This is a genomic window from Exiguobacterium sp. s163 (genome assembly GCF_018617135.1).
GTDB lineage: Bacteria > Bacillota > Bacilli > Exiguobacteriales > Exiguobacteriaceae > Exiguobacterium > Exiguobacterium profundum.
Genome location: NZ_JACSJN010000008.1, coordinates 59,176 through 73,701, shown reverse-complemented (window position 1 = coordinate 73,701; position 14,526 = coordinate 59,176). Strand labels below are relative to the sequence as shown.

14 protein-coding genes are annotated in these 14,526 nt (G+C 41.7%); 11 read left to right on the top strand and 3 right to left on the bottom strand.

Annotated features, from left to right (window positions below; genetic code table 11):
• The first annotated feature begins 42 nt into the window (after positions 1-42).
• From KNO71_RS16185 to KNO71_RS16155, 7 genes are all read left to right on the top strand, one after another.
• Positions 43-2,376, top strand: coding sequence for a hypothetical protein (locus tag KNO71_RS16185; protein WP_214689519.1), 2,334 nt, complete (start codon positions 43-45; stop codon positions 2,374-2,376).
• A 29-nt stretch (positions 2,377-2,405) separates the two neighbouring features.
• A complete protein-coding gene (locus KNO71_RS16180) occupies positions 2,406-3,104 on the top strand; it encodes a CBS domain-containing protein (protein WP_214689517.1) in 699 nt (232 codons plus the stop codon).
• 18 nt (positions 3,105-3,122) lie between these two features.
• On the top strand, positions 3,123-4,334 hold the full coding sequence (locus KNO71_RS16175; protein ID WP_214689510.1) for a hypothetical protein: 1,212 nt from the start codon (positions 3,123-3,125) through the stop codon (positions 4,332-4,334).
• 41 nt (positions 4,335-4,375) lie between these two features.
• The gene (locus tag KNO71_RS16170) at positions 4,376-6,535 is read left to right on the top strand and encodes an ATP-binding domain-containing protein (RefSeq protein WP_214689508.1); all 2,160 of its coding nucleotides are present in this window, start codon (positions 4,376-4,378) and stop codon (positions 6,533-6,535) included.
• Between the two features lie 13 nt (positions 6,536-6,548).
• Positions 6,549-7,448 carry a DUF5655 domain-containing protein gene (locus KNO71_RS16165; RefSeq protein WP_214689506.1) on the top strand — a complete coding sequence of 300 codons (900 nt, stop codon included), beginning with the start codon at positions 6,549-6,551 and terminating at the stop codon, positions 7,446-7,448.
• Between the two features lie 151 nt (positions 7,449-7,599).
• Positions 7,600-9,705 (top strand): Piwi domain-containing protein, encoded by a 2,106-nt coding sequence (locus KNO71_RS16160; RefSeq protein WP_214689493.1) that lies wholly within the window; start codon positions 7,600-7,602, stop codon positions 9,703-9,705.
• A gap of 102 nt (positions 9,706-9,807) precedes the next feature.
• Complete coding sequence (locus tag KNO71_RS16155; protein ID WP_214689491.1) at positions 9,808-10,230, top strand: hypothetical protein; 423 nt, start codon at positions 9,808-9,810, stop codon at positions 10,228-10,230.
• 77 nt (positions 10,231-10,307) lie between these two features.
• Here KNO71_RS16155 and KNO71_RS16150 read toward each other — a convergent pair whose 3' ends face one another.
• The 3 genes from KNO71_RS16150 to KNO71_RS17895 all read right to left on the bottom strand — a co-directional run bounded on the left by KNO71_RS16150 (position 10,308) and on the right by KNO71_RS17895 (position 12,971).
• Positions 10,308-11,015, bottom strand: a complete 708-nt coding sequence (locus KNO71_RS16150) for an ABC transporter permease (RefSeq protein ID WP_214689489.1) — start codon at positions 11,013-11,015, stop codon at positions 10,308-10,310.
• Positions 11,012-11,860, bottom strand: coding sequence for an ABC transporter ATP-binding protein (locus tag KNO71_RS16145; protein WP_074034792.1), 849 nt, complete (start codon positions 11,858-11,860; stop codon positions 11,012-11,014). The genes KNO71_RS16150 and KNO71_RS16145 overlap by 4 nt, the downstream gene beginning before the upstream one ends.
• A gap of 130 nt (positions 11,861-11,990) precedes the next feature.
• Positions 11,991-12,971: a LytTR family transcriptional regulator DNA-binding domain-containing protein gene (locus KNO71_RS17895; RefSeq protein WP_214685675.1), complete on the bottom strand. Its 981-nt coding sequence runs from the start codon at positions 12,969-12,971 to the stop codon at positions 11,991-11,993.
• Between the two features lie 135 nt (positions 12,972-13,106).
• Here KNO71_RS17895 and KNO71_RS16135 point away from each other — a divergent pair, with 135 nt between their 5' ends.
• The 4 genes from KNO71_RS16135 to KNO71_RS16120 are packed head-to-tail and all read left to right on the top strand — an operon-like array spanning position 13,107 to position 14,524.
• Entirely contained in the window at positions 13,107-13,484 is a 378-nt protein-coding gene (locus KNO71_RS16135) for a hypothetical protein (protein WP_214685676.1), read from the top strand.
• A gap of 13 nt (positions 13,485-13,497) precedes the next feature.
• Positions 13,498-13,818 carry a nucleotide pyrophosphohydrolase gene (locus KNO71_RS16130; protein ID WP_214685677.1) on the top strand — a complete coding sequence of 107 codons (321 nt, stop codon included), beginning with the start codon at positions 13,498-13,500 and terminating at the stop codon, positions 13,816-13,818.
• Entirely contained in the window at positions 13,815-14,009 is a 195-nt protein-coding gene (locus tag KNO71_RS16125; protein WP_214685678.1) for a hypothetical protein, read from the top strand. The genes KNO71_RS16130 and KNO71_RS16125 overlap by 4 nt, the downstream gene beginning before the upstream one ends.
• A gap of 50 nt (positions 14,010-14,059) precedes the next feature.
• A complete protein-coding gene (locus KNO71_RS16120) occupies positions 14,060-14,524 on the top strand; it encodes a hypothetical protein (protein WP_214685680.1) in 465 nt (154 codons plus the stop codon).
• Positions 14,525-14,526 lie beyond the last annotated feature (2 nt).

Below are 14,526 nucleotides of genomic sequence, written 5' to 3'. Positions count from 1 at the left end.
TAATTTAATTGTAAAACATTTGAATAAAGGGGGCGAGGGGAAATGATGGAATCTTCAGGGGTAGTCTCTTCAAATATTAGTTATATTCAGTTGGCATTTAACTCACTTCATACTGATGTATTGACGCGAGAGAAATTAATTGAATATTTGATGATGATTTGGGATTCAGGACGAGGCTGTAAGCGAGAAGATGCTGTACGGAATTTAACTACAGCATTAGAAGCAAACGTACCGTCGGTCATTAGCGAAGGAGATTACGTAAGACGAAAAAATGATCCTTCGTCACAATTTGACTCGCTTGAACGTGAACTACGTCAAAACCGAGAGCCTATTTTAATGAATAATAACTTGAAAAACAAAATTGCGAGTTTATATAAAGACCCTCGATTTATTGTTTTAAACGGAAAGCACGGGCATAAAGACGCACAGTATGTCATTCTTAGCGAATGGCAATTGCTAAATGATTTGGTTCATCGCTATATGTATAAGAATAAACTCGAAAATATCGTCAGACATGATGTGATTGCAAAAGTAAAATCATACTATGACATTCAAGATTCTAACGTCTTGTTCTTTCCTAAAGTAGATTCTCGTTTCAAGACATCTTATCAACGGATTAGTTTAAATGATTATGATAATCCACCAATGGATTACAACATCACCGTTTCACCAGATATTCTAGAAGAAATTGAAGAACAGAAAGGCGCCATTGTTGAGCACCTGAAACGGAATCGTGAAACACCGATTAAAATTCGAGAAGTGATTCAAAAATATTTTCGAAAACAGCCATATGAAAATATATTCTCTGCTTATTATGAAGGGTTGAGACAAGTTTTAAAGATGGAACGAAATATTGTTATTTCTCAAAATACAATTATTTATGATGATTCCAAACCTAAAGAACTACTAGATCTCACTTCAAATAAAACGCGAGGGAAAACAGTTATTTCTCCAATTCCATCGCCGCGACTAAAGCAGAGCTTAAACGTTACTGAACCTATTAAACGTGAACGTACAGCCAATAATCGTGTGACGGTTCGTTTATCTACACTTGAACGAAGAAATTCTACCTTTCAGGTGTCTGGTGAGTTGGCCAAGTATTTTGTCGATGGACAGTTAGAGGTATTAAATCAGTCGAGTCCTTTTATCCTTACCATGAACGCAAAAGGTCAGGCAGGAAGCCACAGCTTTAGCGATTTTCTCTTTGAACATCGAATAAAACCGGGGCAAAAGATGATATTCGAGAATCTTCAGGAGGGCAAAGCGACTGTCAAAGTGGCTCCGTATCTACCAGAGGATATGCGCGAAGCTGAGCGGCTTAACCGTCTACAAGAACTCGATCCATCCCTTGAACATCCAAGCGCACGTTCACTCTTGGTAAACTATTTATTGAAACAGAAATCTCCGGTTCCTGTGGATAAGTTAATTGAAGAGGTTCAACAGCAATATCCATATTCACCGAAAACGGTCGAGTCAATTCTGTACAAACATTCCTACTTCATTCAAGATACGCTTCACACATGGCGCTTTGAGCCGGGTCTCTGGAATACACGTCAAGAATCCAATAGTTTATTAAATATGAACGAAGAATTGATTCAGATTTGGGGAGAGTTAATACCATTCATATATGAAGGTAGTAACGCACCAGCTCCACATTTTATCCCACAAGATGTCGAAGATGTTCGTGTCATAATATGGGGTGGCCAATCTCCATTAAATCGAACTCAAGAATTTGAGTATAGAGAAGGTGGAATGCTCCTTAACCCTAAGTCAATCAATCAGAATTTGGACGAAGAACAGTTTTTGACATGGGCGTCTCTCATATACGAACAAGGAAAAAGTGGTTCAACTACAAGACATGCTTTTGATCAAAAAATCGAACGTTTCTTTCGACTAGCTGGGGTTAAAACGAATGTACTAGCGATCCCTACTTTCCCAGCTTTACGGTTACCTCATCGATTAAAGTGTTCCCGATTAACGAAATCAATCTTGAATGGTAGCCATCCTGAAAGTATGCTTTTAGCACCGTTGTTATTTGAACAGTATCGGATAATGATGCGGTTTATTAACGAACATAGTGCACATGTCGTTGTCTTGAATTTTGATGAGACGGAGTACGCATACTTCCTCTATGCGATGCTTGGATACTCTGAGCCGATAGAACGCAAAGCGCTCACTGCATTGTTAGAAGATCGACAAATGCCAATTCGAGAAGACAAACGTGTGTTGTGGAATTGGAGCGAATCTACAAAACCATTCTTTAATCTAGGTAACGTAGCATTTGAGCGGAATTATCAATTGGCTAGCGAGTTGTTTAAATTGTATGACGGTGAAGCATGGAAAACTGTTAAGCAAGAAGAGTTTGTGGTGCATTGAGATCAGGTTTTCAAACATGGAGGTATCTGATGGAAAAATCCGTTATTTTCTTAGACCGGTTCCATAACATTGAAACGATGTTGCGTCAGCAATTAAGACAAGAAGAACATATTTCGTTTTCTTATCTTGTGGAACAAGCCGCTAAACAAAATTCCTTGATTCGACAAAAAGCGGAACGGCTCAAAAGTTTTGGACGCTTGCGAAATGCCATTCAACATGGAAGCGGATTGAATGGTGAGGCAATTGCAGAGCCTCACGATAAAATAGTGGAGGAGATTATCGACATCGAAGAGAAGTTACGTTCTCCGAAGCGAATGAATCATTTCTTCAGGGAAGTTTATTCGCTGACGGGAACTGATTCGATGAGTAAAATGCTTCAGTTGGTTCATGAATTCCAATACTCTCAATTTCCTGTATTTAATTCTGAGGGAGAATTTATCTCACTTGTTACTGAAAGCGGTATCACGAATTGGTTGGCATCAAATGTGAAGGATGATCTTATTTCATTTGAAGAGACCAGGGTTAGCGATCTTCTTTCCGTCGATGAACTTGCTGAAACGTATCGATTTATTTCAAGAATAACTACTGTCTATGAAGCGAAGGATTATTTTTTACAGGCGGCAAATGAAGGACGAAAACTAGAAGCACTTTTGATAACTGAATCAGGAAAGTCAAATCAAGCATTACTGGGGATTGTGACGCATTGGGATTTAGCGAAATTTGATTAGTTGAGGAGCGTACTTGTGATGGCAAAGTATAAGGAATCGATTATACGAAAAATACCTGTTCATTATGTCGAAAATAAAATTGAGGTCGACATAGGGATTGGGACGGTAAGTGTATTTTTTCAAAACTTAACATCTAATCGAATTATTAATGAAGAGTTGTTCCAAATAGCAGCTCTTGAAAGAATTACGTTACATCGATCTGATATGATTCAAGTTTTAATTACTAAGTTAGATCGAGTAATTGAAATGGAGGTTCGATTTAATCCATATGAATTAAAGAAAAAGATGAGGATGGGAGTTTATGAATCTAAGAGAGGTACTAACTATAAAGTGTTATTTGTGAATGTAGAAAACACAGAGAAGAAAGCATATGAGATTGATATAGGGAAAAAAGAACACGTACATGGGATTGATATGAGAATTGAACAAATGGAAAGTACTTTTCTTAAAACAAAACAGTTTCAAATAATCGAGAAAAATTTGAATGAGTTAATCCGTAATCGTAAAGCACTAAATAAAACGAAGCAGCGAATGAATCGATTAATGAAGTTACTACAAGTGTTTCATAGTTCTGGGAATGAATCATTCAAGGAGTGGATACGTCAAAATCTACACGTTTTAAGAGGGTTACCCCACCCGCAGAAAGAACAGCTCCCAATTGTGTATTTGCGTATTATTCGATTTTACTATGAGTATCTTTCGATAGATGAGTTCGAAAGAGAGTTTAAACAAAGTAGTCGAATCATGGAAGAGCAAGATGCAATCAGTTTTTTTGGGAGAATGAATGGACTCAACCTCCCATATCGAGCCATTACACCATTCGGATTATTATTAAAAGATTGGGATGAAAAACGATTCAATCCATATGCATTAGAAAAAATATTAAGTTATCTTGATTTATCACAATCAGAATATAATCGTATGAACCAAATTGTTCAACAAATGTTTCGCTATAACGAGAAACAGTTTCAACTAAAGGAAAAAAGTGATTTAGCTGCATGTGGTTACATTAAAGTAACATCAATTTCTATGAAAAAACGAAGAGAAATTTTAGTTAAAAAGTGCCTTCCTGAATTGGGTCTGCAAAGAACTGTCGATTTATTGTTCGGTATTTCAAATTTACATAAGCATCATAAAAATGCTCATCTTGTTTATACGAGTGATTTGCAATATTTAAAGAGAAATTTTAAAGAACAGAATATTAAATGGCCACGTATAGAAATCACATAACGAAAGAAAAAATAGAGTGGTAAGCGAGGAGGTTCATGAAAGTGACAGCTGTTATAGAGCAAGAACAAAAAAGATTGAATGATTTTTGCACAATCATTGAATCTCATTTAACGGGAAAAGATACTAAAGAAAAACCAGGTCTTGAATCAAGCGACTATGAAATGATTGACATGCGAGGACATTCACGTCAATCGGAAAGCGCACAGGAACGCCAAAAGTATGAGGACGCCCTGAAAGAACTGTATTCGTTCACATTCGTAATTGAGGACGAAGGTGAAGAAGAGATTTATCCGGTCGGGAAGTTCGGCGTGGCGCATCCTCGTTCACCTGAGATCCCGCTCGTCTTAGATTGGCGGAGTGAGATGGCGATGCGTGCGTCTATGTTTAACGGGGAGGCGATTGAGACGCCAGGTGGTGACATCATCGGGATGACACAGCTCGAGCTTGATCGAAGACAGCGACGTGTCGTTCAGGCAAATCATCGTCGTGCTCCAAAACGGAAACCGAGCTCACTGACAAAACGATTTACCGAGCAAATCAAATCGACATTTAAAAAGCCGTCGACGGTACCTGACGTTCCACAAGAGAGTTTTATGGAGAAAGAGTTGACGAAGAAGCAAAAAGATCGTTCTATTGATGGATTCATTGCAACACGGCAAGCCGAACAAAACCACATTATCCAGGCACCCGTGAATACATATATGATTGTCCAAGGGGCGGCGGGGACTGGGAAATCGTTAACGGCGCTACATCGTATGTCTTATTTGCAGTATCAAGATGAACGCCGAAAGATGCTTTATTTAGCGCCGAACGAAGCGACGATTCATCAACTGTTGAAGGATGCGGAGCATTTACAAATTCAATCGGTTTCTACAATGGCATTTGATGAATGGTTAAAAACTGTATCGTCTAAAGACTTCTCCGCAAGTATCGTTCAGGAACTTCTTCCGTTATATCAAGGACACGACTTATTCGAGTGGGCTGATGCGGCAATTGGGGAGTGGTATGACGACGTTGCTGTGTTGCTTCGACGGTATGATCCGATTAAGACGCTAGAAGATTTACATGAGCGTGCGTTAGCCATTTGGTTTGGACAAGAACGGCCAGGTCCTGCTCAAACAGAGCAAATTTTACAGATGCTGCGCAGTGAGTCTGAACGAACAGCTATCTTGAATAAAGAGAAGTATAAGAATGAGTTAATTACGGATATGCAGAGATGGAGCGGAGATTTAGATTCGACGAAAACTCGTACGCTTGATCAGATTATGCAAGAAAATATGAAGCGTCAATTGGCACGTGAAAAGCGAGAGCATCTTCAATTAATCGATTTTTGGAAGAAGACGACCAAGCTAGAGGCTGCGACGGTTTGGTCGATTATGAAGCAACCAGGTCGTCTTGTTTATCTCAAGAAAACCCAGTCAGAAGAATTGTTAGAGATGTGGCATAAATTAAAGCGACCAACACAACTTGATCGTTTCTTTTGGATGTATCTGCACTATGAAACAAATGGGTATCCAGATAAATGGAGTCATCTGTTTATCGATGAGGGACAGACGCTTCGACCGCTAGATATTTTCGTACTCGAGAAGCTGTGTCACGGGATGACGATATTTGGTGACACACTCCAAAGCTATCGTTCGCTCGAAATGATTTCTTGGGAACCGATTAAAGAGCACGGACAATCAAATTGGAAGATCGAGTACTTAACAAAAACGTTCCGTACAGCGAAACCTATTGTTGATTTAGCTAAAGGGGTATTGGCTGATACTGGACATGATACGAGTTGGATCGATCCATTTGAAAGGGACGGGAAGCCGATTGAACTATTAAGATCGAAAAAGAGTCGTGAATTAAAAGAGTTGCTATCTCGATGGGGTAAAGAAGAATATTCAATTTGTATCATCACACCAACGATGGAGCGTGCGTCTTTCTTGCATTCAAAGTTACAGTTGCCGACGCAACTCATTCAATCGGAAACTACAAAAGTCAGTGACGAGATTGTCATTTCGACAATCGATTACTTGCGGGGAATGGAATTCGATGCAGTATTGATGATGGACGTGGATGAAATGAACTACTTTGATACGCCTCAGGAAGCTCGACGGTTATATGTTTCTCTAACGAGGGCGTTACATGAAGTAGTTCTTCATACTACAAATGAATACTCACTTTTGTTAGCTGATCAGCTGTTGGAAGTGTAAAAGGAGAATAAAAATGGGGGACCTTAAACTATTTCAAATAAGCGCACAAGGTACGAAAGAATTATATGGCCAGTCGATGACCATTGAGAAATCGCTCCAACAATTGTTTGAAAAAAATTTAGAGCAGTTGCTTGGTATTCGTTTTGTCGCTTCTGAGTACAGCACGGGTCGTACACACGGTGGCCGGATTGATACGCTGGGTTTAGATGAGAACAATTCACCTGTTATTATTGAATACAAGCGGTCGACAAACGAAAATGTGATTAATCAAGGATTGTTCTATTTGGACTGGTTACTCGACCACCAAGCGGAGTTCGAGTTGTCAATTTTGAAGCAGTACGGGAAAGGCGTGTCCGACACAATTGATTGGAGTAATCCACGTCTCGTCTGTATCGCCGGTGGCTTCACGAAGTATGATGAGCACGCTGTTAAACAAATCAATCGCAATATCGAATTGTATCAATACAAATACTATGAGAATGATCTGTTGCTACTTGATCTCGTCAACGCAACGACAGCAAAGCCTATCACGACTTCAACGGAGTTCTCTGTGACAAGTAAGACGGTCAGCGACTACTTGAAACAAGCAACGGAAGAATCAAGAGACTTATTTGATGGTCTCGTTTCATATCTTATAGCACTAGGTGATGACGTGCAGGAAAATGTGACGAAGCACTATATTGCATATAAGCGTATTAAAAACTTCGCATGTGTGGAGTTTCACCCAAGCACCCAAAAAATTTTGATGTATGTGAAAGTAGACCCAGATACCGTAGCACTCGAACCTGGCTTTACGAGAGATATGCGAGGGATTGGTCACTATGGAACTGGAGATTTAGAGATTGTCTTATATTCTTACGAAGATTTTGAAAAAGCGAAGCCTTACATCGAGAAAAGCTATGAAGCGAATTAATTATGGGAAGCCCATCGGATTGACGGGCTTCTTTTTTTGTCTCATAAGTAAACTTCTCATTTGAACCCTATTCGTTATTTTATCTACCTAATATTAGGAAATTCGTTATAGTGGATGCAAGAATTGAACAACGGGGAAGGATGAGGGAAAAATGAATCAATATTATTTAACAGAATGGCGAGCATTAACGAAAGCAACGGAAGTGACACTCCATCTCTATACCGTACCGCTCAAAAATCCATCATCACGAAATACGCAGGGTGGGAAGTTGATTTTTCACTTGAATAAATTGAACAATTTTCAACCGATGGTGTTTTTCGATCAGTACATTGCTTCATTTGAGGAAATCAAACAATGGGGAGACGAGACGTTTCTTCAATATGAGGCGCGTCCGATCAGTCCATCACGGAATGTCGAGCGAACATTACTTGAACGTCTGTTGAAAAAACAGTTGGAGCGATTGGCTCATCCAAATTACATGATGAACCGTGGAAAGTTCCGCTCGAAACAGGCGCATCCAAAGTCTACAAGTGGGCTGCTCATTTATCCGGCATTAGATCTCAATGTGAATGTATCTGAGACGGCTGAAATTGTATTCGGATTCGATTTGACTCATCAATTTGAATACCGTGAAAACTTATTGCAGCAGATTAAGCGTGATCCGAAATCCGTATCTGCAGGGATGCGTGTCATCGATTCGACTCACCCGAAATCGTATGAGTACGAATTTGTAGAGGTCGCACCATACCGAGCGAATGAAGTGAGCCCGATTATGAAGTGTTCGATCATTGATTATTTCGCAAAGAAAGACCCGAAACGAGTCATCGCACCCGACGCGCTCGTCGTACATGTCAAAGATCGAAATAATCAGATCCTTATCTACTTACCTGAGCAACTGAAACAGAGTTGTTCATTTGATACGATTCCCACTCATCAATTCGGTGCAGTCAATCGGATCATCAAACTGTCGCCTGAAGAACGGATGTCGAAACTTATGCCGGAAGCGCTTAAGTTGATTGGTCGTCTTCCAATGCTTCAGTTTGAGCGACAAGATGTACGAGCAGCTCGTCTTGGTTACTCAATTCAAACGTTGCCTTCGCCACGTCTCCGATTCGGTAAAGGGAAGACCACGAGTTATGCAAAAACTGGCTTAAAGCAAGGTGGTGTGTTTGAAACAGGAGAGGCGACCGTCAGTTTCTTTGTCGACCCGAAATTACGAGATCATCAAAGACTGCAAGTCCTAGAGTTTATCAATAAACTAAAAACTACCTCTGAGCGTTTTGGGGTGACCCTCAATGTCTCGCATAAACCAAAAGGATTGAGCCAGAAACTACCTTCTGATTTGTTGCAAGCAGAAGATATTCTATACCAACTGAAGAGTGTCCCTCAACATTTTGAAGGTGTCGTCGTTGTCATCGCCGAGGAAGCATCGCTCCAGCATTCATATCAAGCCATCAAAAGGCAATTTGGCGGGAAACATGATGTTGTGACGCAATGCGTCGAGCTACATGACCGTGTATTAAACTCTGAGGATACGCTATACAACATTCTACTGGGGATTTACGTGAAGGCAGGTCTACAACCTTGGATTCTTGGTGAGCCACTCCATTCGGATTGTTTTGTCGGATTAGACGTAAGTCATGAGAATGGTAAACATGCAGCAGGCATCATTCAAATCATTGGGAAAGACGGGGCGATGATCAAGCAGAAAGCACTCTCGACAAGTGAAGCGGGGGAGAAAATCAGTTCTGAGACGATGAGAGAGATTGTCTATGATACATTACATGCATTTGAAGAACAGTACGGACATGCCCCTAAGCATATCACGTTCCATCGAGATGGATTTGGGCGTGAAGATGTGACTCTTATTGATTCACTTCTATCTCCGCGTGAAATTCAATTCGACTACGTGGAAATTTTGAAGAATATCAATCGACGGATGGCGATTCATGAAAAAGGGTGGAAAACTTCGCAGGGACTCAGTTATACAAAAGAGCGCATGGGTTATCTTCTCTCGACGAATCCTCATGCGCGTGTCGGGATGGCAAAACCGCTTAAAGTCGTACAACAAACAACGACCTTGCCGTTTGAAGCCATTTTGACGGATGTCTATCGCTTATCGTTCATGCACGTCCACTCGCTATTGAAAACAAGACTGCCGATCACAACGCATTATGCAGATTTAAGTTCGACGTTCCATAATCGTGGCTTACTCAATGCAAATACAGAACATGAAGAGGCATTACCGTTTGTATAACATGTAAAGTTGAAAGTTGTCATATCGTTATTATCAGTATTCCTGTTTGTCGAATATTGGGTATCATATCATTGAACTGAGATTACACTAGGAGGTAGAGTGATGAGTGAAAAAGGAGAAATTGTTCAATCTGCAAAACAGCTTATGGGAGATGAACAGGATATGAATGACATCCCTTTTAAACAATACGAAATGATTTTAAAGCATACCCCAGACGTCATAAATGCCGTTAGCAATATGGGGGGAGTCGGTTCAAAATCGCAAGATAAAGTGTACGGTACAATTGATAGAGCGATTGATGTCTTTTCCGAGCAACTTAAAGAAGACAACCTATCGGATGAAACTAGAGACAAACTCAATGATCGTATTGAACGCATGGTAGATAAGTCATTTCAAAAAGATTCGGAGTTCAAGAAATGGATGGGAGCATCAATTGTAGCAGGAGTCAGTGGTGCCGCATTAGCATTAGCAAAAAATCCAGAAGTGAGAAAAACACTTACTAATTTGCTGACGAAAAAAGATTGAGTGTCGTAAGTCTGATTGGTGTACGAAGTATATATGAAAGGAAGGAGCGACGATTCTATTCGTCGCTCCGTCTTTGTTCAATCCGTCTGTTTCCGGTTATACATCACGACGCTACCGACGAATGAGGCAAGCGCCCACGCAGTGAGCAACCCGAGCTCTAGCCCGACGGCACCAAAGTTCGCACCATCTTCCACTTGATGAGCCACGTCAATCAAGAGCACGTTCGGTAAATACTCGAGCACTCCGATGATGGCGAAACGGTCTTGTAGTGGCAACAACATCGGTGAGAACGAGAAGAAAAAGAACGGCAACATGACAATCAATGAAGCTTCCATGACCGTCTTCGACATCAAGCCGAACATCGTTCCGATCCCGATATAAAAGAATGTCGAGACGATGAGCGCGAGAGCGATCACAGCCAGATTTTGTGGAGCATAATCCATCAAAAATGACGAGGCTACGATGAGGATCATCGTCGTCACGAATGTGAGAGCGCTCTTTCCGAGCAAGATGTCGAGCGTGCTCGCTGGGGACAACATGAGCCCGCGAAGCGTGTTCTTCTCTTTCTCTTCGGCAATCAATGCACACTGCACAAAGATCGCGACGAGGCTGAAGGTGATGTTGATGACGAAGTACGTGATATCGACGCCAACGTCACCGATTCGCGAATAAAAGACAGCGAAGAAGAGCGGCATGACCAAGGTCGACGAGACGAATAAGTTTCGTGACAAATCCTTGTAGTCTTTTTGGAAAATGGCGAGTGCGCGTTTCAATGAAAAAGTCATGATAATTTCCTCCCTGTCACTTCGATAAAGATGTCGCCGAGTGTCGGCTCATTGGAATGGATCGATGCGATATTTTTAGCACGCATCTGTTTATGGAGCCAGTCTGCGCCTTCGTCGGTTTGTGTCACTTCATGCGTCTGACCGTTGTTCAATTCGACTCGCATCGAACCAGTCGCATATTTCCTGCGCAATACGTTCGGGGCATCAAGCAGTTGAATCGACCCTTGATGTAAGAAAGCGACACGATCACACAGCTCTTCGGCTTCTTGCATATCGTGTGTCGTCAGAAAGATGGTCGTTCCGTTTGCCTTCAACCGTTCAATCCCTTTATAGATATGTCGAGAGTTGACCGGGTCGAGAGCCGATGTCGGTTCATCTAGAAACAGTAACTCTGGCTCATGAAGAAGGGCACGTGCGAGCGTCACTCGTTGCAACATCCCTCTAGAGAGTTTGTCGATGCGCTTCTTCCGTTCCCCGCTAAGATTGACCATGTTCAATACCTCATCGATCCGAGTTTTTGGTTCATCATAAAGGTCACAATATAAGCTCAAGTTCTCTTCTATAGAAAGTCGTGTATAAAGACCACTATTGTCTGTCAACACGCCGATGCGTTTACGGTACTGTTCTTGTTTCAAATCAGCGACCGGCACACCGAATACGGTAGCATCACCGGCTGTCTGTGCGAGTTGTGACGTCAAAATTTTTATCGTTGTCGTTTTTCCAGAACCACTCGGTCCCAAGAAGCCGAACACTTCTCCTTTTCCAACTGTAAACGTCACATCATGTAACGCTTCCTCGTTCCCAAACAATTTCTTTAACCCGTTCACTTGAATGATTGGTTCCATTCCCGTTCCTCCTTGTCGATGTCGTCTTGCTTGCCTCTATCGTATAGGGAATGGGGGAAGGCTGCACTAAAATGGCGATAAATGGCGCTTATCAGGAGTTGAATGAAACGAATAGAACTGTGAATGGAGACTATTTGAGCCCCATCATCGTCTTCAATTCTGCCATTTTTGTCTTGGATAACGGAATCGTTGTCTTCTCTGAATCATCCAAGACGAGACTGAAGCTATTTTTCGTATAGGTGATGACTTCGCGCACACGTTGTAAGTTCACAAGGTATGACCGATGGCAACGGAAGAAACCGTACGGGGTCAAACGCGTCTCGAGCTCGTTCATCGTGAAGACGCTCGGGAACTGATCCGATTGACTATGTAAAATCGACTGTCCGTCCTGACTTTCGATGAAGTCGATTTCAGGAGGGTCGAGTAAGATGATTTTTTCGTTCACTTTCGTCGGGATCTTCTCGAAACGGACGTGAATGACTTCAGATGGAATTTCTGTATCAGCTGTATCTTCAGACTCTACATCTAACAGGCGCAAGTGACGGTGGTCGATCCGATAAACGGTCGATGTCATGAAGAGCGCACTCTCCATGTTGCTCGTCAACACGAGGACGGCTTTTAGTCTCGACGTCAATGTCTTTAACGTATCGCGTAAAAGGTGGCGTGTCTCTTGGTCCACGTCTTGGTCCGGTTCTTCAAACACATACAGGTCACGGTCCTGGAGAAGCAGCGCGGCGTACTGCGTGCGTCTGACAAGGGAGCGATTGAGACGGTGGAGGCGGTGCTTGCGATAAGTCGTGAGTTGGAGTTGCTGCATCACCGATTCGACCGAGTCAGTTGAATCATAAAGACGCTTGGTGAAGCGTAAATACTCCTCGATGGTGAGTCGGTCGTATAAACCGTCCCGGATGGAGAAGAGGGACAGTGTTGAAGCGTGGTCGATGTTACCGGTATAAGTCGTGATCTCCTGACTGATGAGACTGAATATGATTTCCCGAGAAATCACTCCACAATGAATGGCGGCCAACTCACCTGGTTGGATCGTAAATGAAATGTTTTCGAGAATGAGTGTGTCTTGTTGGTGAACCGAGACGTTTTGGAAAGTAAGCACCGAATCCCTCCCTTTTTAGTTGGAGTATAACATTTTACAGAGAAGGGCTTAAGAGGAAGATGATTACACATGAAAGTTACATCTTTTGGTAAAATAAGATGCATGACGAATTAGTGAAGGGAAGTGACTCATTTGATGGATAAGCAATTCGAAGAAATGCAGACACGCGTGTTCGAGTTAGAATCTCAAGTTGAAATGCTTCAATCCCTTCTACTTCGAGTAATTGAGCAGGATTCAATACTACATAATCAGTTAAAAACTGAATTAGAATACGTCTTATTAAAGCATGATTTACCAGTCGGAAAGAGACATGACGTTTCATTTTTTCTGATTCGTCTCGAAAAGGCGTATAAGTTTGAAAACAAAATACCAACGCTGATTTCATTTCATGAAGAATTGAAACAAGTGCTTGAATTAGAGGAGTTATCAGAAGAGGTTTCCATTCGATTGATTCAAGAGTATGTAAGACGTGGAGTTTTTACTGTGGGGAACATGATTAAATATGAAAAGTGAGGATGTGGAGCATATGAACGAAGTACAACGATTAATGGACGAGGTCATTAAATTCCGAGATGAGCGCGATTGGGCGTTTCACCATAACCCGAAAGACTTGGCACTTTCCTTGTCGCTCGAGGCGAGTGAGTTACTTGAAGTATTTCAGTGGATCTCGAGTGAAGAAGCGCTTGAGACGAAAAAGACGGAGATGGAAGAGGAGCTTGCCGACGTGTTGATCTATGCGCTGACGTTCGCGCATGCTGCTAACATCAATGTGTCGAAAGCGATTGAAGACAAGCTCGTGAAAAACTCAGTGAAGTATCCGGTTTTGAGTGCAGAAGATTCACGATGAAATCCAATCATCGATTGTTATTCGTCATGTATCTTGGAGCAGGCATATTGAGTTTGGCTCTCTTTCTTGCGATTCCTTTGTTCTACATAGAACGTTCGAACTGGATGAACGTCATGTTTCCGCTACTAACAATCATTTGGTTTGCGAATGCGTTTGTGCATTGGAGAGGGATGAAGCAGAATAAAGCTTAATAAAATCGATTGTAGCCATAGAAAATCAATTGAGTGAAAAGGAGATAACGATGTCACACGAGGAACGTCTAGATCAGTTAAGTCGAAGCCTTGTTCATGCCATTCATTTGAGTTTCATTTTTTCCGTGATTTTTATTATGAGTGGATTGCTGGTTTGGTGGTTAGGGTGGCTCACCGTTGCCCAAGCATTGTTTGGAAGTATATTGCTCGCTCCACTCCTTTTGATGCTTCTGATGTGGAAACGCACACAGACGTTGCTACGTTTCAATGAGGACGTTGCATATCGTCATACCGTGTGGCTTGAGTTGATTTGCGCGCTGATTGTCGTGCTTTTAAATATTGGGATTGCGATTGCAATCATTGTTACCGAAATATATAGCTTCACGATTATTTCGTTCTTATTGATGTTCGTTGTGTCGATGATATCCAGACATGTTGATCAGCGGATGAAGCAACATGACCCGGAACATGTGACCTATTTAGATATGGCTCAATATAAGACAAAACGCAGTTGACC